Here is a 22,153-nt window from a genome sequence, read left to right on the forward strand (position 1 = left end):
CTCCCGCGCTCGGTAGGCTGAGCCGCATGTCATGGTTGGTCACCGGCGGCGCCGGCTACATCGGGTCCCACGTCGTCCGCGAGTTCACGAGGGCCGGCATCGACGCCGTCGTCTACGACGACCTGTCGTCGGGCCTCGAGGCGTTCGTCCCCGAGGGCGTCCCCTTCGTCCGCGGCACGATCCTCGACCGCGAGCTCCTGGTCGACACGATCCGCGCGCACGGCGTCACGGGCGTCGTCCACGTCGCCGGCTACAAGTACGCCGGCGTCTCCGTGCAGCGGCCGCTGCACACCTACGAGCAGAACGTGACCGGTACCCAGAGGCTCCTCGAGGCGATGGCCGAGACGGGCGTCGACCGCGTCGTGTTCTCCTCGAGCGCGGCGGTCTACGGCACGCCCCCCACCGAGCTCGTCACGGAGGGCACCCCGAAGTCGCCGGCCTCGCCCTACGGCGAGAGCAAGCTGATCGGCGAGTGGCTGCTGCGCGACCAGGGGGTGGCCGCCGGGCTGCGCCACACCAGCCTCCGGTACTTCAACGTCGTGGGCTCCGGCGAGGCCGGGCTGTACGACGCCAGCCCGCACAACCTCTTCCCCCTCGTGTTCGCCGCCCTGGCGGACGGCCGCACGCCCCGCATCAACGGCGACGACTACGACACGCCCGACGGCACCTGCGTCCGCGACTACGTCCACGTCTCTGACCTGGCCGTGTCGCACGTGGCCGCGGCCCGGCGCCTCGACGCCGGGGAGGCCGTCGAGGCTGCCTACAACCTCGGCTCCGGAGGCGGGGTGTCCGTCCGAGAGATCATGGACGCGATGCGCGAGGGCACCGGCGTCGACTTCGAGCCGGAGGTGGCGCCCCGCCGCCCCGGCGACCCCGACCGCATCGTCGCCGACGGCGCGCTCGCCGGCCGGGACCTCGACTGGGTCATGCGCCACAGCCTGCTCGACATGGTCACGAGCGCCTGGGCCGCCGCTCCCCGGAGCTGAACCGGGGCGCTCGTCCCGACCCGCGACTCCCCGGTCCGGGCGTCGTCGGGGGGCTCGGGGGCCGTGCCGGAGGGGGCGCGCGACACGCCCGGGGCGCGACGACGTGCCCCCAGGACGGGTGACGTCACCCGGGCAGGGCGGATCGTACCCCGACACGCCGGAGCGAGCTTGACCCTCGATGGGGGGTCCAGGGTTTATTGGGGCTCGACTTGACGTCGTGTAGTTACACCGGTGTAATTGCCTGAGTCGCAGCCGTTCGGGGGGCGACGACGTCGAGGGGAGAGGTGCTGTGGCGATCAACGAGAACCGTGTCGACGGGATCGGTGCCGGGCAGTCCGTCGGCGCGGCCGTGGCCGTCGGAGCGGGGGTGCCCGACGACTGGCACGTCGATCCGGTGCTGCTCGGCGTCCCCGGGGCCCGCAAGGTCGCCGTCGACGACGACGAGGCCCAGCTGTCCTGGCAGGCCGACTCGCTCTGCGCGCAGACCGACCCTGAGGCGTTCTTCCCCGAGAAGGGCGGCTCCACCCGCGATGCCAAGAAGATCTGCGCCTCGTGCGACGTCCGGGCCCAGTGCCTCGAGTACGCGCTCCGCAACGACGAGCGCTTCGGCATCTGGGGCGGCCTCTCGGAGCGCGAACGACGCAAGCTCCGGAAGCGCGCGTAGCCCGCTCCTCCACCGTCATCTCCACGGCGCACGACCCCTCCCGGGGCCGTGCGCCGCGGTCGTTCATCGACCCCTCACAGGTACGCGCGGCGCGGCGCGGCGCGTCCGTCGCCCTCGGTGGCCGACCTAGGCTGCACAGGTCATGCAACCGAGAGTCACTGCGATCCTCGTCGCCCCTGGTGGAGCGACGCACCTCGACCGAACCCTCGACGGGCTGTCGCGCCAGACGCGACCGCCGGAGGCGCTCGTCGTCGTCGACGCCGGCGGGCGCGACAGCGCGGCGGGGCGGCTCTCGCTGAGCGGCGCGGCCCAGCTGACGAGCGTGCCCCCGACGACGACGTTCGTCGAGGCGCTCGCCCACGGCGCCCGGCTCTCCGGGAGCGGCGACGCCGACTCCGAGGCCGACGAGTGGCTGTGGTTCCTGGGGCACGACAACGCTCCGCGCCCCCGGGCCCTCGAGCGGCTGCTCTCCACCGTCGAGGTGTCGCCCTCGGTCGCGGTGGTCGGGCCCAAGCTGATGCGCCTCGACGACCCCGCCGTCATCGCCGGGTTCGGCGAGACCCTGACGCGCTACGGCGCCTCCCTCGCCCTCGTGGAGAACGAGCTCGACCAGGGCCAGCACGACGACCGCCACGACGTGCTCGGCGTCGCCGCCGGCGGGATGCTCGTCCGCCGCAGCGTGTGGACCGCCCTCGGCGGCTTCGACCCCGGACTGCCCCACGTCGACGCGGCCCTCGACTTCTCCGTCCGCGCCCGCCTGGCCGGCCACCGCGTCGCGCTCGTCTCCGACGCCCGCGTCGCGAGCGACGGCCCGCCCGAGGACTTCGGCCAGGCCGAGCCCCTCGGCGCCGGGCGCCGCACGCGCCTCCACCGGTCGGCGCAGCTGCACCGACGGCTCGTCTACGCACCGGCCGCCGCGCTGCCGCTGCACTGGCTGAGCCTCGTCCCCCTCGCCGTGGTCCGGAGCATCTGGCACCTGCTCACGAAGAACCCGGGGGCCGTCGGCGGCGAGTTCGCCACTGCCCTCCGCGCCGCCTTCGGCGGGACGCGCATCGCCCAGGCGAGGCGCTCCCTGTCGCGGACGCGGACGACGAGCTGGGCGGCGATCGAGCCGCTCCGCGCGACCTTCTACCAGATCCGCGAACGGCGGGTGACCGAGCGCGACGCCCTCGTCGCGCGGGGCGAGGACGCGGGTGACCCGCGGGCCAGCTTCATCGGCTCGGGCGGGCTCTGGGTCGTCGTGCTCACCGCCGTCGTCGGGGCGGTCGCCGTCCTCGACCTGCTGAGCCAGCCCGCCGTCACCGGCGGGGGCCTGCTCCCGCTCAGCACCTCGCTCGGCGACCTCTGGTCGTCGGTCGGCTGGGGCTGGCGCGACATCGGCACCGGCTTCGTCGGGCCGTCGGACCCCTTCACGGCCGTCCTCGCCGTCCTCGGCTCCGTCACGGCGTGGTCCCCGTCGACCTCGGTGCTCCTCGTCTACCTGACCGCGCTGCCGGTGTCGGCGCTGGGTGCCTGGTTCGCGACGCGCCGCGTCACGGGGCGCACCTGGGTGCCCGCCGTGGCCGCCGCCGTCTACGCACTCTCGTCGCCGGTGCTCTCCGCCCTGCAGGCCGGCCACCTCGGGGCCGCCCTCGCCCACGCCGCCCTCCCCTTCCTGGTCTGGGCCCTGATCGGCTCGGCCCGGTCCTGGGCGGCCGGCGCCACCGCCTCCCTCCTGTTCGCCCTGGTGGCGGCCTGCTCGCCGTCGCTCCTGCCGGCGCTCGTCGTGATCTGGCTCGGCTCCCTCGCGACCCGTCCGCGCGGCATCCACCGGATGATCGCGGTGCCCCTCCCGGCCGTGGCGCTGTTCCTGCCGCTCGCGATCGTGCAGATCGGTCGCGGCACCTGGTGGGGCGTCTTCGCCGACCCGGGCGTGCCGGCCAGGACGGAGCCCGCGTCGCCGCTCCAGCTCCTCGTCACCTCGCCGGAGACGGGGCTGAACGGCTGGACGCGGCTCCTGGCGGGGACGGGCCTCCCGCCCGAGACCCTCGCCGTCGTCGTCGCGGCCGCCTTCCTGCCCCTTGCCCTCCTGGCCGTGGCGGCCCCGTTCGTCGGCGCCCTGCGCCGCGCGGTGCCCGCCCTCACGTTGGCCCTCCTCGGCTACCTGACCGCCGTGGCCGCCACCCAGGTCTCCGTTTCCGCCGTCGGCAGCGACAGCGTCGCCGTCTGGGCGGGCAGCGGCCTCAGCCTGTACCTGCTGGGCCTCGTCGGCGCCGCCGCCGTGACCCTCGACCGCCTGCCCCGCGTCGCCCCGCAGGCGGGCGTGCTCGTGGCCGTCACGAGCGTCGCCGTGGCCGTGCCGGTGCTCCTCGCCTCCTACGTCGGCACGGCCGACGTCCGCCCGAGCTCGGGGCGCATCCTCTCGGCCTACGTCACGGCGGAGGCCGAGGCGTCGCCCGACGTCGGCACCCTCGTCCTCACCCCCCAGCCCGACGGCACGCTCGCCGTCTCGCTCGAGCGCGGCCAGGGGGCGACGCTCGACGACCAGTCGACCCTCGACGCCACGTCGCAGCGGCTCAGCTCGACCGACCGCGACCTGACCGTCCTGGCGGGCAACCTCGTCAGCCGCAGCGGCTTCGACCCGGCCGACGACCTCGACCGCCTCGGCGTCGGGTTCGTGCTGCTGACCGGCACGCCCGACGACGAGCCCGCGGCGGCGGCGCTCGAGCGCCGTGCGGGGGAGGCCCTCGACGGCACCGCGACCTTCCTGCCCGTCGGCGACACCTCGAACGGGCTCCTCTGGCGCTACGTCGCCGCGTCCGAGCGGGCCGACGACCGCCCCGACCCGGGGCCGCTCCGCCCGATCGTCGGCGTCACGTGGGCGCTGGTGCTCGGCTCCGCCCTGCTGCTCGCGCTCCCGACCACGCCCCGTCGGCGTCGGTCACGGGCCGGCGTGCCCGAGGCCGAGCAGGCCGCCACCACCTTCGACGAGGAGCGAGATGACTGAGCGATCCGCAGCCAGGACCACCGGGCGCGTGGTGGTCGGCGTCGTGGGGCTCGCCGTCGCGGCCCTCGTGGTCGGCGCCGCAGCCGTCGTGCCGCTGCCCGCGCTCCGCACCGAGCCGGCCGGGCAGCTCGTCACCCCCGTCCCCGTCGACCAGCAGCGCGTCTGCGCCGGGAGCGTGCTCCGCCTCTCGGACGCGGGGGGGCAGCAGGCCACCACGGCCAGCGCCGTCGGCCGGGCCGAGGTCGACCGCGGGTCGACCGGCGACGACGACGTCGAGGCCCTCGCCGGCGCCGACGGCAGCTCGTCGTCGCCACAGCTCGTGACGGCTCCCGTCGTCGACGACGACGTCCCGCTCGTGGCGGCGGCGCAGAGCCAGGTCGTCGACTCCGACGACCTGGTCGGCTTCGCCTCCGCGCCCTGCACCGAGCCGACCAGCTCGACCTGGCTGGTGGGCGGGTCGACCGAGACCGGGCGCGTCTCGCTCATCACCCTCGTCAACCCCACCGACGTGAACTCGACGGTCGACCTGAGCATCTGGGCCGAGGACGGCACCGTGCAGGGGCCGGGGATCGACGGCATCGTGGTGGCCCCGCGCAGCCAGAAGGTGGTGCCCCTCTCCGGCTTCGCGACGGGCCTCGCCTCTCCCGTGGTCCATGTGCAGAGCCGCGGCGGCCGCATCGTCTCCACGCTGCAGCAGTCGGTGGTCCGCACGCTCGACCCGGGCGGCGTCGACATCGTCAGCGGCTCGGCCGAGCCCGCGACCACCGCGGTCGTTCCGGGCCTCGTCGTCCGCGACTCGGCGAACCTCGAGGCGGCCCTCGCCGACGAGGGCAGCGCCGACCTCCAGAGCGTCCTCCGGGTGCTCGTGCCCGGCGACACGGGGGGCACCGTGACGGTCGACGTGGCGACCGCCGACGGGACGGGCACGAGCTTCGAGACCGAGGTCGGCGCGGGGCGCGTCACCGACGTGCCGGTCGACGGCCTCGCGGACGGCATCTACACCGTCCGCGTCGAGTCGCCCGTGCCGGTCGTGGTGGGCGCCCGGTCGTCGACGGTCTCGGGCGAGGGCGCGGTCGACCTGGCCTGGGCCTCGTCCGCCTCGGCGCTCGAGGGCGACACGCTCGTGCAGGTGCCGGCCGGCGAGGGTGCCGTCCTCAGCATCGTCAACCCGTCCGCCGACGCGGCGACGGCGTCCGTGGCCGTCGAGGCGGCCGGCGACGACGCGGCCGGGCAGGCCGAGGAGGAGCCCCGGGAGGTGCCGGGCGGCTCCACGGTCGAGGTGGCGGTGGGCGCGGGCGACCGCGTGACGCTCCGAGGTGCCGACGGCCTCCGGGCCGGGGTCTCGTTCTCCGCGCCCGGGGCCCTGGCCTCGTGGGCGGTAACGTCGCCGTTGCCCGCCTCCTCGCCCGTCACCGTCTGGCCGTAGCGGCCGTAGCGGCCGTAGCGGCTGTAGCGGCCGTGGCGGGCCCCGGCGGTCTGGGCGTGGGCCACGCGGGGCGCGCTGGCCCCGGTGGGCTCAGCCGTCGCGCCAGCGCTCCGGAGCGATCTCCCACGGGTCCTCGCCGAGCAGGTCGGCGACGGCCCGGAACACCCAGCCCTCGACGACCGACCGGTGCTGCTGCTCCGGGTCGGCCAGGCGCCGTGACTCGGGGACGGGCGTGAGCCGCTCGATCGGGAGGCGGTAGAGCACGACGCGGCGTGCCCGCCGGTCGATGCGCCAGCGCTCGACGCGTGCCTCGTCCGGGTCGGCGGGGAGCGCCTCGACCTCGACGGTGACGTCGTCGAGGTCGTCCGGACGCAGCTCCCGCAGGTACTCCACGGTGGCGGCGACGACGTCGTCGAAGGTGTCGACCCGCGTGCGCAGGAAGGGCAGGTGCGGCCCCGCGACGGAGGAGCGGAGCCCCCGGCCGTGACGGTCGCGGTGTCGGGACCGGTCGGTGACGCGATGGGGCCTGGCCATCCGCCCATGCTACGCGGCCCCTCGGGGGCGGACGGGTACGCTGGCCCCGATGGACGAACGCCCCTGCAGCAAGGTCGCCTGCCACGACGAGGCGGTGGCGACGCTGACCTACGTGTACGCCGACTCGATGGTCGTCGTCGGTCCGCTCAGCGGCCGCGTCGAGCCGCACGGGTACGACCTCTGCGCCCGTCACGCGACATCCCTGTCCGTGCCTCAGGGCTGGCAGGTCCTGCGCCGGGTAGTTTTAGGGCATGACCTCTGAGAACACCGTCGACCTGACCGCCTTCGTGAAGACCTACGACGTGAGGGGGCTCGTGGGGAGCCAGCTCACGGAGGAGGTCGTCGAGGCGTTCGGCGCGGCGTTCGCGGACGAGATCGAGGGCGCCGGGCACGACCTCGTCGTCGGCCACGACATGCGCGACTCCTCGCCCGCCTTCGCCGCCGCCTTCTCGCGCGGCGCCCAGGCCCGGGGCGCGAACGTCGTGGCGCTCGGCCTGTGCTCGACCGACGAGTCGTACTTCGCCTCCGGCTCGCTCGACGCCCCGGCCGCCATGTTCACGGCGAGCCACAACCCCGCCACCTACAACGGCATCAAGATGAGCCGCGCCGGTGCCCAGGGCATCAGCCTCGGCACGGGTCTCGCCTCCGTCCGTGACCGCGCGGCCTCGTACCTCGCGGACGGCGTGACCGCCGTCGACGCCCCCGGTTCGCTCCGTGAGTACGACGCGCTGTCGGACTACGCCGGCTACCTCCGCGGGCTCGTCGACCTCGCGGGCGTCCGCCCGCTGAAGGTCGTCGTCGACGCCGGCAACGGCATGGGCGGCATGACCGTGCCCGCGGTGCTCGGCGAGGCCGCCGGGCTGCCCGGCCTGCCCCTCGAGATCGTCCCCCTCTACTTCGAGCTCGACGGCACCTTCCCGAACCACGAGGCGAACCCGCTCGAGCCGGCCAACCTGGTCGACCTGCAGGCCGCCGTCGTCGAGCACGGCGCCGACCTCGGCCTCGCCTTCGACGGCGACGCCGACCGCTGCTTCGTCGTCGACGAGAACGGCGACGCCGTCACCCCGTCGGCCGTCGCCGCCATCGTCGCCGTGCGCGAGATCGCGCGCGTCCGCGCCGCGGAGCCCGACGCCGACATCGCCGTGATCCACAACCTCATCACCTCGCGGGCCGTGCCCGAGGCGATCGTCGCCGCGGGCGCCACCCCCGTCCGCACGCGCGTGGGCCACTCGCTCATCAAGGACGAGATGAAGGCCACCGGCGCGATCTTCGGCGGCGAGCACTCGGCGCACTACTACTTCCGCGACTTCTGGGGCGCCGACAACGGCATGCTCGCCGCGATGCACGTGCTCGCCGAGCTGGGCCACCAGGGCGAGCCCCTGTCGACGTTGACGAACCGCTACACGCCCTACACGGCGAGCGGCGAGATCAACTCGACCGTCGACGACGTCCCCGCGGCCTACACGCGCATCGTCGAGGCGTGGGCGTCGCGGGGCGACGTCGACGAGCTGGACGGCCTCACCGTCTCGGGCACGGCCGACGACGGCTTCTGGTGGTTCAACGTCCGCCCCTCGAACACGGAGCCGCTGCTGCGCCTCAACGCCGAGGCGGCGACGCCCGCGGGCATGGAGCGCCTCCGCGACGAGGTGCTCGCGCTCATCCGCGCGTAGCCGACGTCGCGTCCTCCCGGGGCGGGCGTACCCCAGGGGGGTATGCTCGCGCCGTGGACGAAGGAGGCGCGGTGCGCGACGACGAGGGCCAGGCCGACCCGGGGGCGGTGCCCGGCCCGCCGGAGCCGACCCGCGACTCCCGGGCGACCGCGGGCCCCGGCTACGTGGGCGCCGGCTCGAAGGAGCAGATCGTCAAGCGCCTGCGCCGGGCCGAGGGCCAGGTGCGGGGCATCCAGCGCATGGTCGAGGACGACGTCTACTGCATCGACGTCCTCACCCAGGTCAGCGCCGCGACCAAGGCCCTCGAGACGGTGGCGCTGCAGCTGCTCGAGGACCACCTCGCGCACTGCGTCGCCGAGGCCGCCCGCGAGGGAGGGGCCGTCGCCGACCAGAAGATCGCCGAGGCCTCCGCCGCGATCGCGCGCCTCGTCCGTTCCTGACGGGCTGCCGGGCGTCGCCCCGGCGACGCGACACACGCTGTCCCGTGGGGGAGGATGGACCCATGCCCACTACTACGACTTCGCTGCCCTACAAGGTCGCCGACCTGAGCCTCGCCGAGGCCGGACGCCACCAGCTCCGCCTCGCCGAGAACGAGATGCCGGGGCTCATGGCCCTCCGTGAGGAGTTCGGCCCGACCCAGCCGCTCGCCGGCGCCCGCATCGCGGGCTCGCTGCACATGACGGTGCAGACCGCCGTCCTGATCGAGACCCTGACGGCGCTCGGCGCCCAGGTCCGCTGGGCCAGCTGCAACATCTTCTCCACGCAGGACGAAGCGGCCGCCGCCATCGTCGTCGGCCCGACCGGCACCCCCGAGCAGCCCCAGGGCGTCCCCGTCTTCGCCTGGAAGGGCGAGACGCTGGAGGAGTACTGGTGGTGCACGTCGCAGATCTTCGACTGGTCCGCCGAGGCGGCCGAGGCCGGCGCCGAGTTCGCCGGCCCGAACATGATCCTCGACGACGGCGGCGACGCCACGATGCTCGTGCACAAGGGCCGCGAGTTCGAGCTCGCCGGCGCCGTGCCCGCCGACGCCCCCGGCGACAGCCAGGAGTGGAAGGTCATCCTCGAGGTGCTCCGGGGCTCGCTCGCCGAGTCGACCGACCGCTGGACGACCATCGGCGCCGAGATCCAGGGCGTGACGGAAGAGACCACGACCGGCGTGCACCGGCTCTACGAGCTGTCGCGCGCGGGCGAGCTGCTCTTCCCGGCGATCAACGTCAACGACTCGGTCACGAAGTCGAAGTTCGACAACAAGTACGGCATCCGCCACTCGCTGCCCGACGGCCTCAACCGTGCCACCGACGTGCTCATCGGCGGCAAGGTCGCCTTCGTCGCGGGCTACGGCGACGTCGGCAAGGGCGCGGCGGAGGCGCTGCGCGGCCAGGGCGCGCGGGTCATCGTCAGCGAGGTCGACCCGATCAACGCCCTCCAGGCCGCGATGGACGGCTACCAGGTCGCGAAGCTCGAGTCGGTCGTCGGCACCGTCGACATCCTCGTGACGGGCACCGGCAACCTCAACGTCGTCACGGTCGACCACCTCCTCGGCCTCAAGCACCTCGCGGTGGTCGCCAACGTCGGCCACTTCGACAACGAGATCGACATGGCCGGCCTCGAGTCGCTGGCCGGCGCCGAGCGCGTCGAGATCAAGCCCCAGGTGCACGAGTGGCGCCTCCCCACCGGCCGCAGCATCCTCGTGCTCAGCGAGGGCCGCCTGATGAACCTCGGCAACGCGACCGGCCACCCCTCGTTCGTGATGAGCAACTCGTTCGCCAACCAGGTGCTCGCCCAGATCGAGCTGTGGGCGCACCGGGACCGCTACGAGACCGACGTCTACGTGCTGCCCAAGCACCTCGACGAGAAGGTCGCGCGCCTGCACCTCGACGCCCTGGGCGTCGAGCTGACGACCCTCACCGATGAGCAGGCCGCCTACATCGGCGTGCCCGTGGCGGGGCCGTACAAGGTCGACCACTACCGGTACTGACCACCACGGGGCGGGCCAGCGGGTCCGCCTCGTCGCCGGGGGCCGTCCGGGGAGCGCACGCCGCGCCTCCCGGGCGGCCTCCGTCGTCACGGGGCGGGGCGGGGCTGAACGCGGCGGGGCTGGCACGACGACGCCGCCCGGCGCGGGCCCGGCGACGGGCGGGCGCAGAGCGTGGGCGCCCCCGTGGTCGCGACGGCGAGGGTCAGCGCGTCGGGAAGCCGGGCACCGTGCCGGTCAGGGCGGGGTCGAGGCGTCGGAGGAGCGCGGCCTCCCGGCCGAGGGCGACGGCCTCGCGGTCGCGACGGAGGGCGCTGACGCCGGCGAGGAACGACTCGGCGTCGACCGCGGGCACCGGCGACACGAACGCGGCCACCTCGTCGGCGAGGCCGACCGAGACCCGGTGCCGGGAGGCGGGCGAGAGCGCCGGGGCCTGCTGGAGGAACGACGCCACGCGGCGGGCGAGCGGGTCCGGCAGCCGCGCGACGTCTGCGACGGCCGCCCAGCCCACGAGGTGCGGCGGCAGCTGCACGACGACGCGGCCCATGTGCGGGGCTCGTTCGTTGCGGCTGTAGGTGCCGGCCATCAGGTCGCCCAGGCGCCGGGACGAGCGGTTGAGCAGGGCGACGACGACCGCCAGGCCACCGGTCGTCATGACGATCTCGAGCAGGCCCACGAGGGAGCGCGTCAGGGCGTGGCGGAGGCCGATCGCGCCGCCGTCGAGCCGTACGATGCGGGCGCCGGTGGCCAGCTTGCCCAGCGACCGGCCGTGGCTGGCCGTCTCGACCACGAGGGGGAGCCCGATCAGGCACGACACGACGCTGGCGACGACGAGGGCCTGGGCCACGGCGTCGTCGACCGCCCCGGCTTCCGACAGCGCGCCGACGAGGACGACCAGCAGGACGAGCACGAGGGCGTAGACCGCGTAGTCGATGAGGGAACCTGCGACCCGGAGCACGAAGCCGGTCGGGCGGAGGTCGAGGGCGACCGCCTCGCCGACGACCAGCTGGTCGGACGAGCCGCCCAGCGACTCCACCTGGTCGGGCCGGAGCGTGATCGGCGCTCTGCCACCTGCGCGGGGTCGGGACATGCCTAGTATCTAAGCAGAATGGATCTCGACGCCTACGCCGCCGCCCACGGTCACGAGTGGACCGAGCTCGACCGCCTCGCCCGCCGGCAGCGCCTCACCGGGCCCGAGGCCGACGAGCTCATCCGGCTGTACCAGTCCGGCGCGGCCGAGCTGTCCGCCCTGCAGACGGCGACCGGCCCCTCGGTCGTCGCCGACCGGCTGTCGATGACCCTCTCGCGGGCTCGCCTGCGGTTCACCGGCGCGGGGCGCGACCTGGCCGCGCAGGTGCCGGGCTTCTTCCTGGTCCAGCTGCCGGCTGCGCTGTACCGCGTGCGCTGGCTCTCGATCGCCGTGCTGCTCGCGACGGTGGTCGTCGCCACGGTGTTCGCCGTGTGGGCGGCCTCGACGCCGTCCGTGCTCGCGTCGTTCGGCACGCCGGAGTTCCGGCGGCAGTTCGCCACCGAGGACTTCGTGGACTACTACTCCGAGAGTGCGCCGTCGTCGTTCACGGGCCAGGTGTGGACGAACAACGCCTTCATCGCGGCTCAGTGCGTCGCCTTCGGCATCACCGGCGTGTGGGTGCCGTACGCGATCATCGGCAACGCGATCAACATCGGGGTCTCGGCCGGCATCATGGCCGACCAGGGCCGCCTCGACTACTTCTTCCTGTACATCCTCCCGCACGGCCAGCTCGAGCTCTACAGCATCTTCGTCGCCGGGGCCGCGGGCCTCATGATCGCCTGGTCGTGGATCGCCCCCGGGGCCCGGACGCGCGGCCAGGCGCTCGCGGAGGACGGCAGGGCGCTCATCACGATCGCCGTGGGCCTGATGCTCTCGCTGCTCGTCTCCGGGGTGATCGAGGGCTTCGTCACCCGGCAGCCGTGGCCCTGGGCGATCAAGATCGGCATCGGCACGGTCGCGCTCGCGGGCTTCCTCGCGTACCAGTGGGTGCTCGGCGGCCGGGCGCACCGGGCGGGGCAGACGGGAGACCTCGACGAGTTCGAGGCGGGCGCGCGGGAGCTCGTCGCGGGCTGAGCCCGCACCGGCGCGCCGCGGGCCGTCCGACGGGGCGGAGCCCTGGGCCGTTCGCCGCGCGCCCTGCGTCGCGCGCCGCGTGCCTCAGAGCCGCCCGGCCGCCTTGAGCGCGAGGTAGCGGTCGGCCAGGGCCGGCGGCAGGTCGGCGGGCGCTGCCGACACGACGTCGGCGCCCACCTGACGGAGGGCGGCGGCCACGCGGGAGGCGTCGAGCACGGCCCGCTCGGCGGCGGCGGCCCGGTAGACCTCCGACCGGCCGTCGCGGCGGAGCGCCGTCTCGGCCAGGGCCGGGTCGGCCACCGAGGCGACGACCACGAGGTGCTGACGGCTGAGCTGCGGGACGGCCGCGAGGAGGCTGCGGGCCGAGCCGGGGGAGTCGACGGTGGTCGCGAGCACGACCAGGGCCCGCTGGCTCGTGACCGAGCGGACGAGGGCGGGCACCGACGACCAGTCGGTGTCGACGAGCTCGGGCTCGACCGGGGCGAGCACGTCGACGAGCGACGAGAGGAGGGCGGCCCCCGTCGCGCCCTGCACCCGACCGCGCACGCGGCGGTCGAAGACGACGACGTCGACCCGGTCGCCGGCCCTCGACGCCAGCGCCGCGAGCAGCAGCGCCGACTCGAAGGCGGTGTCGAGGCGGGGCTCGTCGTCGACCCGGGCCGCGGAGGTCCTGCCGCTGTCGACGACCACGACGATGCGGCGGTCGCGCTCGGGGCGCCAGGTGCGCACGACGAGCTCGTCACGGCGGGCCGTCGCGCGCCAGTCGATGCTCCGCACGTCGTCGCCGCGGACGTACTCGCGCAGGCTGTCGAACTCGGTGCCCTGCCCGCGCACCATGACGCTCGTCCTCCCGTCGAGCTCGCGCAGGCGGGCGAGCCGGGAGGGGAGGTGGCGCCGCGACGAGAAGCGGGGCAGCACCCGGACGACGCCGGGCAGCTCCACGGTGGCCTGGCGGCCGGCGAGGCGCAGGGGGCCGATCGAGCGGACGGTGACCGCGTCGGCCCGCCGGTCGCCCCGGCGGAAGGGGGTCAGGGTCGTCGTCAGCGTCACCGCTCGCCCCGGCCGGAGCGACAGCGGACGTCGGGTCGACGCGGCCCCCGCCGACGGCTGCCAGGCGTCGCGCAGCACGCCGCGCAGGCGGCGTCGTCCGTCGTTGACGACGACGAGGCGCGACGCCGTGCTCTCGCCCAGCCGGACGGCCGCGGGCAGCTCTCGGCGCAGCCGGAGGGCCCGGGGTGACGCGGCGAGCAGCACGTCGAGGGCCACGAGCAGCGCGACGAGCACGATCCAGCCGAGCAGGACCCGGTCGTCGCCGGTCGCGACGAGGGGCACCACGCCGAGGGCCAGCAGGGCCACGGTCCATCCTGTGACGGCCATGCTCAGAGGGGGACCCGGACCTGCTGCAGCACCGAGCGGAGCACCGCGTCGGCGCCCACGCCCTCGAGCTCGGCCTCGGGCCGGAGCTTCAGCCGGTGCCGGAGCACGGGCAGGGCCATCGCCTGCACGTGGTCGGGCGTGACGCGGTCGAAGCCGGTCAGCCAGGCCCAGGCGCGGGTCGCGGCGAGCAGCGCGGTCGAGCCGCGGGGGCTCACCCCGACGGCGACGGACGGGCTCTCGCGGGTCGCCCTGGCCAGGTCGACGATGTACGCCAGCACGTCGGGCGAGGCGCCCACCCGGGCGACCTCGGCCTGGGCCCGCGCGAGCTCCTCCGCCCCGAGCACGGGGGTGACCCCGGCGGCCCGGAGGTCGCGGGGCGAGAAGCCGCCCGCGTGCCGCGAGAGCACCTCGACCTCGGCCTCGCGGGGCGGCAGGTCGAGGGTGAGCTTCATGAGGAACCTGTCGAGCTGGGCCTCGGGCAGCGTGTAGGTGCCCTCGTACTCGACCGGGTTCATCGTCGCCGCGACGAGGAAGGGCGTCGGCAGCGGGCGGCTGACGCCGTCGACCGAGACCTGGCGCTCCTCCATCGCCTCGAGCAGCGCCGACTGCGTCTTGGGGGGCGTGCGGTTGATCTCGTCGGCGAGCAGCACGTTGGTGAAGACGGGCCCGGGCCGGAACTCGAACCGGCCGCTGCCGGCGTCGTGGACGAGCGAGCCGGTGATGTCGCCGGGCATCAGGTCGGGGGTGAACTGCACGCGGGCGGTGTCGAGCGACAGCGCGTGGCTGAGCGCCCGCACGAGCAGCGTCTTGGCGACCCCCGGCACGCCCTCGAGGAGCACGTGGCCCTGGGCGAGCAGGGTCACGAGCATCCCGGTGACCGCGCCGTCCTGCGCGACGACGGCCTTGCCGACCTCCGTGCGCACGGCGGCGAAGGTCTGCTGGAGTTCTGAGGTCATGCGGTGATCCTCCCGGGGATCTCGTGGGGGCGGGGAGCAGGTCTCGGGGCGCGGCGGCCCGGGGGAGGCGCGGTGCCCGTCACCGGGGAGCCACCGCCTCCGAGACCGCGCGCTCGAGGTCGAGCAGGCTGTCGCTCAGGCGGACGAGCTCGCGGTCGTCGGCGGGGTCGGCGTCCACGAGCACGTGGCGGAGGCCGCGGGGGTCGGCGCCGGTGAGCTGACCGACGCGGGCGAGGACGTCGTCGAGCGACGCGGAGGCGGCCAGCCCGACCCGGCGCCGGAGCCGCACCACGGTGCCGATCCGGAGCTGGTCGAGCGCGTGCCGACGCGACCCCGACCGCTCGTAGAGGCGCGCCCGGCCCTCGGTCGTCTCGGACGCCCGGACGATCACGGGCAGGCGCTCGACCACGAGGGGGCCGAACCGGCGGCCGCGCCACACGCCGGCGACGACGGCCGTCAGGGCCAGCAGGGCGATCACCGGGGTGACCCATCCCGGCGTCAGGCTCGCGAGGGTTCCGCTGCCCTCGGGCACGTCGTCCGGGGTGGGCAGGTACCACACGACGTGGCCGGTCTGCCCGAGAAGCGAGAGCGCGAAGGCGGCGTCGTCGTCGTCGAGCACGGCGCCGTTGCTGATCGCGGTGGTGGCGCCCAGGACGGTCACCGTCCGGTCGCCGTCGACCAGCTCGACGAGGCCGGAGCCGCCCGAGGCGTCGTCGGCGAGGCACGTGGTGACGTCGACGCCCGGGGCGACGTCGTCGACCGTGTAGGCGTACCCGCCGCCCTGGACGCGGTCGAGGCGCTCGACCGCCGGCAGGTCGCAGCCCGGAGCGACGGCGACGTCGTCGACCTGGGCCGCCAGGGCGAGGCCGGGCGCCAGGGCGTCGAGGGCCACCTGGTCGGGGGCGAGGAGGAGGGTCCGCCCGGAGGAGGCGGCGACGTCCCGCCACTGGTCGGCGACGAGCAGGGCACCGGCGTCGTCGACCACCACGGTCGTGTCGGAGGCGTCGGCCCGGGCCTGCGCGGTCGTGGCGGCCAGCGAGGTGGTCACCTCCACCTCGACGCCCTGCTCCCTCAGCACCTCGACGACGGCCTTCGCCCCCGCGGGGGCCGCGTTCTCGGGGCCGAGGGCGCGCCCGCCCGTCGCGTCGCCGCCGCTCAGCAGCACGACGACCACCGCGACCGCGACGACTCCCGCGGCGAGCACGGCCCACGGGCGGGCCCGGCGGAGGGCGGCGCGGGGCGCGGGGGTCGACCGGGAGGGCGCGGCCGGCGCCGACGTCGTCATGCGGGCACCGCCGTCCGGTCGCCCTCGAGCGCCCGGTCGAGATCGGTGATCTCGCGCCAGGCCTGCTCGGTGCCCGGACGGTCGAGGTAGCGGACCTCGTCGAAGGCCCGGGCGGCCGCCCGCAGGCGGTCGGCCCGGGCCGGGAAGAGCCGTGCTGCGCGGTCGCCCACCGTGCGGGCCGTGGTGCCGGGGCTCGTGGTCAGCACGTCGCGCTCGACGAGGGCCCGCGCGAGGGCCCGGAACGACTCGACGACGGCGCGGTCGAGGTCGCCGGCCGCCGCGGCCTCCCGGGCGGAGGCGCGGAGGGCGTCGGCGTCGCGCTCGTCGTCGTCGCCGAAGAGCTCGCCCGGGCGGGCGGAGCGGCGCTCCAGGTGCGGCAGCCCGTAGACGAGCACCACGCCCACGACGACCGCGACGACGACGACCAGGACGATCACGAGCGCGACGGCCGGTGCTCCCTCGGCGTCGCCGAACCGGACGCCCTCGATCCACGACCAGAACGCGTCGGCGGCACGGTCGAGCCAGGTCGGCTGGGCGGCGACGTAGTCGCGCTCGGTGAGCTCCTGCTGGAGCAGGCGCCGCGCCTCCTCGGGGTCGGGCCGGAGCGGAGCGGCGACGAGCGTCACGGCGGCGGAGGCGAACGTCACCGCGGGGGAGCCGCGTCGCCCCAGGGCGAGCGCCACGGGTCGGGCAGGTCGGCCTGGCCGGCGTCGCGTCGCTCGACGTGCCGGACGAGCTCGAGGTCGAGCCCCTCGGTGCGGATGCGGCGGTCGACGTACACGAGGGCGGTGCTCGCGGCCTGGACGACCGAGCCGATGGACGCGACCACGGCGGCCACGGCGAAGGTCAGCAGGTACCCCGCGCCCGTCACGACGAGGACGGTCGGGGAGGTCAGGTCGCCGGTCGGCGCGAGCGCTCCGGCGAGGAGGCCGGCGAGGAGCGAGATCGGGGTGCTCGCGACCTGGGCGGCGACCTGGATCATCACGAGGACGAGCACGACGACCCCGAAGGTGCGCCAGAACGAGCCGCGGACGAGGCGCCAGGAGCGCGAGATCGCGGCGCCGAGGGTGAGGCGCTCGAGCATCAGGGCGCTCGGCACGAGGCTCAGCTGCACGCTGAGCCAGACCCCGACGGCGAGCGCTCCGAGCCCCGCGAGGAGGCCCGAGACGATGCCGATCGCGATGCCCGTCCCGCCGCCGACGACGAAGCCCAGCGCCACGACGCCGGCGACGACCGCCACGGCGACCAGGTACGCGAGCGTCAGCAGGGCCGACCAGCCCAGGAGGGCGCCGCGCCGGCCGGCCGTGAGCGCCCACAGCCCGCCGAGGCGCAGCCGCTGGCCGAGCAGCTGGCGGGAGGTCTCGAGCACGAAGAGGCCCTGGAGCAGGGCGCTGACGACCACGGAGAGGAGGAGGGGCACGATCGTCGAGAGGAGCGTCACCGCGACCGCGCCGGCGGCCACGGCGTCGCGGTCCTGGGGCAGGGCGGAGTCGACGCGGCTGAAGGCGGCCGCGGCCGTGCCGCCGGTGACGCCGAGGGTGACGACGAGCAGGACGACCTGGGCCAGGAGCGCGGTGCCGAAGGTGGTGCGCGGGTTCCGGCGGAAGACCTGGAACGAGCCCGTGAGGACCTCGCCGAAGGTGAACGGCCGGAGGGCGAGAAGCCCGGGGCGGGGAGGCGGCGTCCAGCCGGGAGGCGGACCCGGGGCGGGGGGCTGCTGCTGGGCCCACGGCGCCTGCTGCCCGTACGGCATCGGCTGCCCGTAGGGAGTCGGCTGCCCGGAGGGAGTCGGCTGCCCGGAGGGAGTCGGCTGACCGGTGGGCTGGTGCTGCCCGTCCGGCTGCTGCTCCGGCGCCGGGGGCAGGCGCTCGCCCCAGCGGGGCTCGTCCCGGCCCGCGCCGGGCGCCGCCCAGCCGTCCACGTCCGTCATGGTGCCCCCCGGTGGTCCGCCCGCGGGATCGCCCCGCGGTGCCGCCATGTTCCCACGCGGCGGGCGGCGGGTGCCAGCCGACGGGCGCCTCCTGCACTAATCTCGGGTGACGTGCCGCCTCCCGAGCGGCCCAGCCGAGGACGGAGACCATGACCCCGCGCATCCTGGTGGTGGACGACGACCCCGCGCTCGCCGAGATGATCGGCATCGTGCTCCGGGCCGCCGACTTCGAGCCCCACTTCTGCAGCGACGGCAGCGCCGCCGTCGACGCGTTCCGCAACTCGGCCCCCGACCTCGTCCTGCTCGACCTCATGCTGCCGGGGATGGACGGCCTGGCCGTCTGCGCGGCGATCCGGGCCGAGAGCGGGGTCCCGGTCATCATGCTCACCGCCAAGGGCGACACCGTCGACGTCGTCGCGGGCCTCGAGGCCGGGGCCGACGACTACGTCGTCAAGCCCTTCGACCCCAAGGAGCTGGTGGCCCGGGTGCGCACCCGCCTGCGGCCCTCCAGCGAGCCGACGACCGACGTCCTGACCGTCGGCGACCTCCGCCTCGACGTCGCGGCCCACGAGGTCCGGCGCGGCGACACGGTCATCGGCCTCACGCCCCTCGAGTTCGAGCTGCTGCTGGCGCTGGCGTCGAAGCCCCAGCAGGTCTTCACCCGCGAGATGCTCCTCGAGCAGGTGTGGGGCTACCACTACAAGGCCGACACGCGCCTCGTCAACGTGCACGTGCAGCGCCTGCGCGCGAAGGTCGAGCACGACCCGGACGCCCCGCGCATCGTGACGACGGTGCGCGGCGTCGGCTACCGTGCCGGCTCGTCCGCCTAGGCCCTCCGGTGCCGCGGGGGCGCCCGCGGCTCGCGGGGCCGGGCCCGTGACGGTCGAGTCCGTCGCCGCCGCCCTCCGCCGCGCGTGGCTGGGCCGGCGCGGCTGGCCGTCCCGCGTCGCGGGCTTCTGGCGGTCCTCCCTGGAGTTCCGCACCGTCGCGACCACCGTCGTGATGGCGGGCCTCGGGGCGACGATCATCGGCACGACCATCTCCGTGAGCATCGGCGCGAACCTGTACGACCAGCGCCGCGACCAGGTGCAGTCCGAGTCGCTGCGCGCGACGCTGCTCGCCCAGAGCATCTTCGACTCGGCCACGGCGACCGAGGACGCCGACCAGGTCGAGCTCGACTCGCTGCAGAACGAGGCGCAGAGCGCCATCCTCGCGTCGACGTCGAGCCCGGGCGGCACGAGCATCGCCATCCTGCGGACCCCGGGCCAGACGACGGCGCAGACCATCCAGGCGATCGCGAGCCCCGACTTCCCCGCCGACCAGATCACGCCGGAGCTCCGTGACCAGGTGGCGGCCGACACGGGCGCCCTCGCCCTCCAGCCCGTCTCGCTCCGGGGGCCGGGCGGCGACGCCCCCGGCCTCGCCGTGGGCTCGACGCTGCAGGTGCCGACGGCCGGCCAGTACGAGCTCTACCTCGTCTACGACCTCAGCGACGCCCAGACGACGCTGTCGCTCATGCAGCGCACGCTGGCGCTCGGCTCGCTGGCCCTCGTCGTCCTGATCGGCGTCGTCACCTACGTGGTCGTCCGGCTCGTCGTGGGGCCCGTGCGGGTCGCCGCCGAGACCAGCCAGAAGATCGCGGCCGGCCAGCTCGACCAGCGCATCCCCGAGAAGGGCCAGGACGTCGTCGCGACGCTCGGGCGGTCGTTCAACGGCATGGCCGACGCCATGCAGAGGCAGATCTCCCAGCTCGCCGAGCTGTCGCGCGTGCAGCAGCGCTTCGTCAGCGACGTCTCGCACGAGCTGCGGACGCCCCTGACGACCATCCGGCTGGCGGGCGACGTGCTCTACGACCAGCGCGCCTCCTTCACGCCGACGGCCGCCCGCACGACCGAGCTGCTGCACACGCAGGTCGACCGCTTCGAGGTGCTGCTGGCCGACCTGCTCGAGATCTCGCGCTTCGACGCGGGGGCGGTCGAGCTCGACCTCGAGAGCACGCGCGTGGTGGGTCTCGTCGACGACGTCGTCGCCGAGTTCGAGCCGCTCGCGGCGGAGGTCGGCAGCACGGTGACCATCGACGCGCGCGGCGGCTACCTCGAGGCCGAGGTCGACCCCCGCCGGCTGCGGCGCATCCTGCGGAACCTGCTCGGCAACGCGATCGAGCACGGCGAGGGGCGACCGGTCGAGGTCGAGGTCGACAGCGACGCGGAGGCGGTGGCCGTGGCCGTCCGCGACCACGGGGTCGGGATGACCCCCGCCGAGGCCGAGCGCGTCTTCGACCGGTTCTGGCGGGCCGACCCGTCGCGTCGCCGCACCATCGGGGGGACGGGCCTCGGCCTGGCCATCAGCCTCGAGGACGCGACCCTGCACGGCGGCCGGATCGACCTGTGGTCGCGCCCGGGCGAGGGGAGCCGCTTCGTGGTCACCCTGCCGCGGGCGGCGGGCACGACGGCGACCACCCGGCCGCTGCGGGCCGAGCCGGACGACGCCGCGACCGTGCAGGCCACGGCCCCGGGCACGGAGGAGCCCACCTCGGCCGAACCGTGGAGCGGGACGACGGAGGTGCACGGTGGCTGAACGACGACGACGGGCGAGGGCGGTGGCCGCGCTGGCGGCGGTGCTGCTCGTCCTGACGGGCTGTGCCTCCATCCCCGACCGGGGCCCGGTCGAGCGCGGCGACGACGTCTCGAGCGAGGTGCCGAGCGAGGTGGTCTACACGCCGAGCGGCCCGGTGGCCGACAGCTCGCAGGAGAAGATCCTCCGCGACTTCCTGGCCGCCGGCACCGGCCCGCAGGACAACTACGCGGTCGCCCGGCAGTTCCTCGCGGGAGGCTTCGCCGACGACTGGGACCCACGGGCCAGCGTCACGGTCCGCCCGGGGGACGGCGCCACCACCCGGGTCGGCGAGGCCGACCTCGAGTACGCCTTCCTGACGTCGGCGACCGTCGACCAGGGCGGGCACTACGTGCCGTCGACGAGCGACGTCCCGACCACCCTCGCGTACTCGTTCGTGCGGGAGGACGGGCAGTGGCGCATCAGCGAGGCCCCCGACGGCACCGTGCTGAGCCCGGCGACCTTCCAGTCGGTGTTCCGGGCGCACGCGGTCTACTTCTACGACCCCACGTTCACGTACCTCGTGCCCGACGAGCGCTGGTTCCTCGCGCGGTCGTCGACGAGCACCCGCATCGCGAGCGCGTTGCTGGCCGGCCCGTCGGCGTGGCTGCAGGGCGCCGTCGTCTCCGCCTTCCCCGACGGGACGCAGCTGTCGCTGACCGCGATCACCGTGGCGGACGGCACCGCCCGCGTCGACCTGACCTCCGACGCCCTGAGCGCGACGGACGACGCGAGGGCGCGCATGCAGGCGCAGCTGCTCGCGAGCTTCTCGACCCTCTCGACGGTCACCGCCGTCGAGCTCAGCGTCGAGTCCGCGCCGCTCGACGTGCCCGACCTGGGCCGGGCCGCGCCGCTCCGCGACCCGGCCGTCGACGCCCGCCCGCTGGTGCTCGCGCAGGGCGAGCTCGGCTTCGCCTCCCGGTCGGCCCTCGCGCCCCTCGACGGGCTGTCGGCGGCCGTGGCCGCCCTGTCGCCCACCTCGGTCGAGGTGTCGGCCGACCTCACGCGCGCCGTGGTCGGGACGGCGGGCGGCAGCGCCCTGGTCACGGCCGACGGCCGCAGCCTGCTCGTCGACCCTCGACCGGGCCTGGTCGCGCCCTCCCTCGACGGGGCCGGCTGGCTCTGGAGCGTCCCCGCCGACGACGCGCGGAGCGTGACGGCGTGGTCCCCGGACGGCAGGCCGCAGGTCGTCGCCTCGACCCTGCCCGTCGGCGACCGCGTCGTGTCGTTCCGCGTCTCGCGGGACGGCACCCGGGCCCTCGTGCTGCTGGACGACGACGGGGCCTCGCGGCTGCTCGTCGTGGCCCTGCTGCGCGACTCGCGGCAGGTGCCGACCGCCCTGGGCCCGCCCCTCGAGCTCGCGGCGCCGACGGGGTCGCCGGTCGACGCGACCTGGGCCGACCAGCTGACCGTGGCGACCCTGACGACGGCCGACGACACGACCCGCGCCACGCTCAGCGAGGTCGGGGGCGCCGCCGTCACCGCGGGCCGTCCGGGCGACGACGCCTCCGCGATCGCCGGCGGCACCGGCCTCGCCCGGCTGCAGGTGCTCTCGGGCGACGGCGCCGTGCTCGAGCCCCGGGGGAGCACCTGGCAGGGGACGGGCGTGACGGCCGACCTCCTGGCGACGCAGCGCTGACCCGGGCG

General features: G+C 75.4%; 19 protein-coding genes. 12 read left to right on the plus strand and 7 right to left on the minus strand.

Annotated elements, in window-relative coordinates:
- Window positions 1–26 precede the first annotated feature (26 nt).
- The 4 genes from galE (at window position 27) to F1C15_RS14260 (ending at window position 6,062) form a co-directional block, all read left to right on the plus strand.
- The gene (galE, locus tag F1C15_RS14245) at window positions 27–986 is read left to right on the plus strand and encodes a UDP-glucose 4-epimerase GalE (protein WP_185231962.1); all 960 of its coding nucleotides are present in this window, start codon (window positions 27–29) and stop codon (window positions 984–986) included.
- Between the two features lie 349 nt (window positions 987–1,335).
- On the plus strand, window positions 1,336–1,650 hold the full coding sequence (locus F1C15_RS14250) for a WhiB family transcriptional regulator (RefSeq protein WP_305038474.1): 315 nt from the start codon (window positions 1,336–1,338) through the stop codon (window positions 1,648–1,650).
- Between the two features lie 142 nt (window positions 1,651–1,792).
- Window positions 1,793–4,636 (plus strand): glycosyltransferase, encoded by a 2,844-nt coding sequence (locus F1C15_RS14255; RefSeq protein WP_185231964.1) that lies wholly within the window; start codon window positions 1,793–1,795, stop codon window positions 4,634–4,636.
- Entirely contained in the window at window positions 4,629–6,062 is a 1,434-nt protein-coding gene (locus F1C15_RS14260) for a DUF5719 family protein (protein WP_185231966.1), read from the plus strand. Before F1C15_RS14255 ends, F1C15_RS14260 begins: the two co-directional genes overlap by 8 nt.
- Before the next feature lie 90 nt (window positions 6,063–6,152).
- Here the strand turns inward: F1C15_RS14260 and F1C15_RS14265 are convergent, their stop codons facing one another.
- Window positions 6,153–6,596, minus strand: coding sequence for a hypothetical protein (locus F1C15_RS14265; protein WP_185231968.1), 444 nt, complete (start codon window positions 6,594–6,596; stop codon window positions 6,153–6,155).
- 49 nt (window positions 6,597–6,645) lie between these two features.
- Here F1C15_RS14265 and F1C15_RS14270 point away from each other — a divergent pair, with 49 nt between their 5' ends.
- The 4 genes from F1C15_RS14270 to ahcY all read left to right on the plus strand — a co-directional run bounded on the left by F1C15_RS14270 (window position 6,646) and on the right by ahcY (window position 10,244).
- On the plus strand, window positions 6,646–6,858 hold the full coding sequence (locus F1C15_RS14270; protein ID WP_167258736.1) for a DUF3499 family protein: 213 nt from the start codon (window positions 6,646–6,648) through the stop codon (window positions 6,856–6,858).
- Entirely contained in the window at window positions 6,848–8,266 is a 1,419-nt protein-coding gene (locus F1C15_RS14275; protein WP_185231969.1) for a phosphomannomutase/phosphoglucomutase, read from the plus strand. Before F1C15_RS14270 ends, F1C15_RS14275 begins: the two co-directional genes overlap by 11 nt.
- A gap of 164 nt (window positions 8,267–8,430) precedes the next feature.
- Window positions 8,431–8,706, plus strand: a complete 276-nt coding sequence (locus F1C15_RS14280; RefSeq protein ID WP_056055744.1) for a metal-sensitive transcriptional regulator — start codon at window positions 8,431–8,433, stop codon at window positions 8,704–8,706.
- 62 nt (window positions 8,707–8,768) lie between these two features.
- Window positions 8,769–10,244 (plus strand): adenosylhomocysteinase, encoded by a 1,476-nt coding sequence (ahcY, locus tag F1C15_RS14285; protein ID WP_056053406.1) that lies wholly within the window; start codon window positions 8,769–8,771, stop codon window positions 10,242–10,244.
- 202 nt (window positions 10,245–10,446) lie between these two features.
- Here the strand turns inward: ahcY and F1C15_RS14290 are convergent, their stop codons facing one another.
- The gene (locus tag F1C15_RS14290) at window positions 10,447–11,331 is read right to left on the minus strand and encodes an RDD family protein (protein WP_185231971.1); all 885 of its coding nucleotides are present in this window, start codon (window positions 11,329–11,331) and stop codon (window positions 10,447–10,449) included.
- 18 nt (window positions 11,332–11,349) lie between these two features.
- Here F1C15_RS14290 and F1C15_RS14295 point away from each other — a divergent pair, with 18 nt between their 5' ends.
- Entirely contained in the window at window positions 11,350–12,345 is a 996-nt protein-coding gene (locus tag F1C15_RS14295) for a stage II sporulation protein M (protein ID WP_056053410.1), read from the plus strand.
- 84 nt (window positions 12,346–12,429) lie between these two features.
- Here F1C15_RS14295 and F1C15_RS14300 read toward each other — a convergent pair whose 3' ends face one another.
- The 5 genes from F1C15_RS14300 to F1C15_RS14320 form a co-directional block, all read right to left on the minus strand.
- Complete coding sequence (locus F1C15_RS14300; protein ID WP_056053413.1) at window positions 12,430–13,722, minus strand: DUF58 domain-containing protein; 1,293 nt, start codon at window positions 13,720–13,722, stop codon at window positions 12,430–12,432.
- Between the two features lie 2 nt (window positions 13,723–13,724).
- On the minus strand, window positions 13,725–14,678 hold the full coding sequence (locus F1C15_RS14305; RefSeq protein ID WP_056053416.1) for a MoxR family ATPase: 954 nt from the start codon (window positions 14,676–14,678) through the stop codon (window positions 13,725–13,727).
- Between the two features lie 79 nt (window positions 14,679–14,757).
- Window positions 14,758–15,963: a DUF4350 domain-containing protein gene (locus F1C15_RS14310; RefSeq protein ID WP_185231973.1), complete on the minus strand. Its 1,206-nt coding sequence runs from the start codon at window positions 15,961–15,963 to the stop codon at window positions 14,758–14,760.
- Complete coding sequence (locus tag F1C15_RS14315) at window positions 15,960–16,610, minus strand: DUF4129 domain-containing protein (RefSeq protein ID WP_185231976.1); 651 nt, start codon at window positions 16,608–16,610, stop codon at window positions 15,960–15,962. The genes F1C15_RS14310 and F1C15_RS14315 overlap by 4 nt, the downstream gene beginning before the upstream one ends.
- Entirely contained in the window at window positions 16,607–17,893 is a 1,287-nt protein-coding gene (locus tag F1C15_RS14320; RefSeq protein WP_185231978.1) for a hypothetical protein, read from the minus strand. The genes F1C15_RS14315 and F1C15_RS14320 overlap by 4 nt, the downstream gene beginning before the upstream one ends.
- 149 nt (window positions 17,894–18,042) lie before the next feature.
- Between F1C15_RS14320 and mtrA the strand changes: the two genes are divergently transcribed.
- Genes mtrA through F1C15_RS14335 form a run of 3 tightly spaced genes read left to right on the plus strand, consistent with a single transcriptional unit; the run spans window position 18,043 to window position 22,145 of the window.
- Window positions 18,043–18,723 carry an MtrAB system response regulator MtrA gene (gene mtrA / locus F1C15_RS14325; protein ID WP_056053426.1) on the plus strand — a complete coding sequence of 227 codons (681 nt, stop codon included), beginning with the start codon at window positions 18,043–18,045 and terminating at the stop codon, window positions 18,721–18,723.
- Window positions 18,724–18,769: 46 nt separating this feature from the next.
- Window positions 18,770–20,470: an MtrAB system histidine kinase MtrB gene (gene mtrB / locus F1C15_RS14330; RefSeq protein ID WP_185231980.1), complete on the plus strand. Its 1,701-nt coding sequence runs from the start codon at window positions 18,770–18,772 to the stop codon at window positions 20,468–20,470.
- On the plus strand, window positions 20,463–22,145 hold the full coding sequence (locus F1C15_RS14335) for an LpqB family beta-propeller domain-containing protein (protein WP_185231982.1): 1,683 nt from the start codon (window positions 20,463–20,465) through the stop codon (window positions 22,143–22,145). The genes mtrB and F1C15_RS14335 overlap by 8 nt, the downstream gene beginning before the upstream one ends.
- Window positions 22,146–22,153 lie beyond the last annotated feature (8 nt).

Source organism: Frigoribacterium sp. NBH87 (assembly GCF_014217665.1).
Classification (GTDB): domain Bacteria; phylum Actinomycetota; class Actinomycetes; order Actinomycetales; family Microbacteriaceae; genus Frigoribacterium; species Frigoribacterium endophyticum.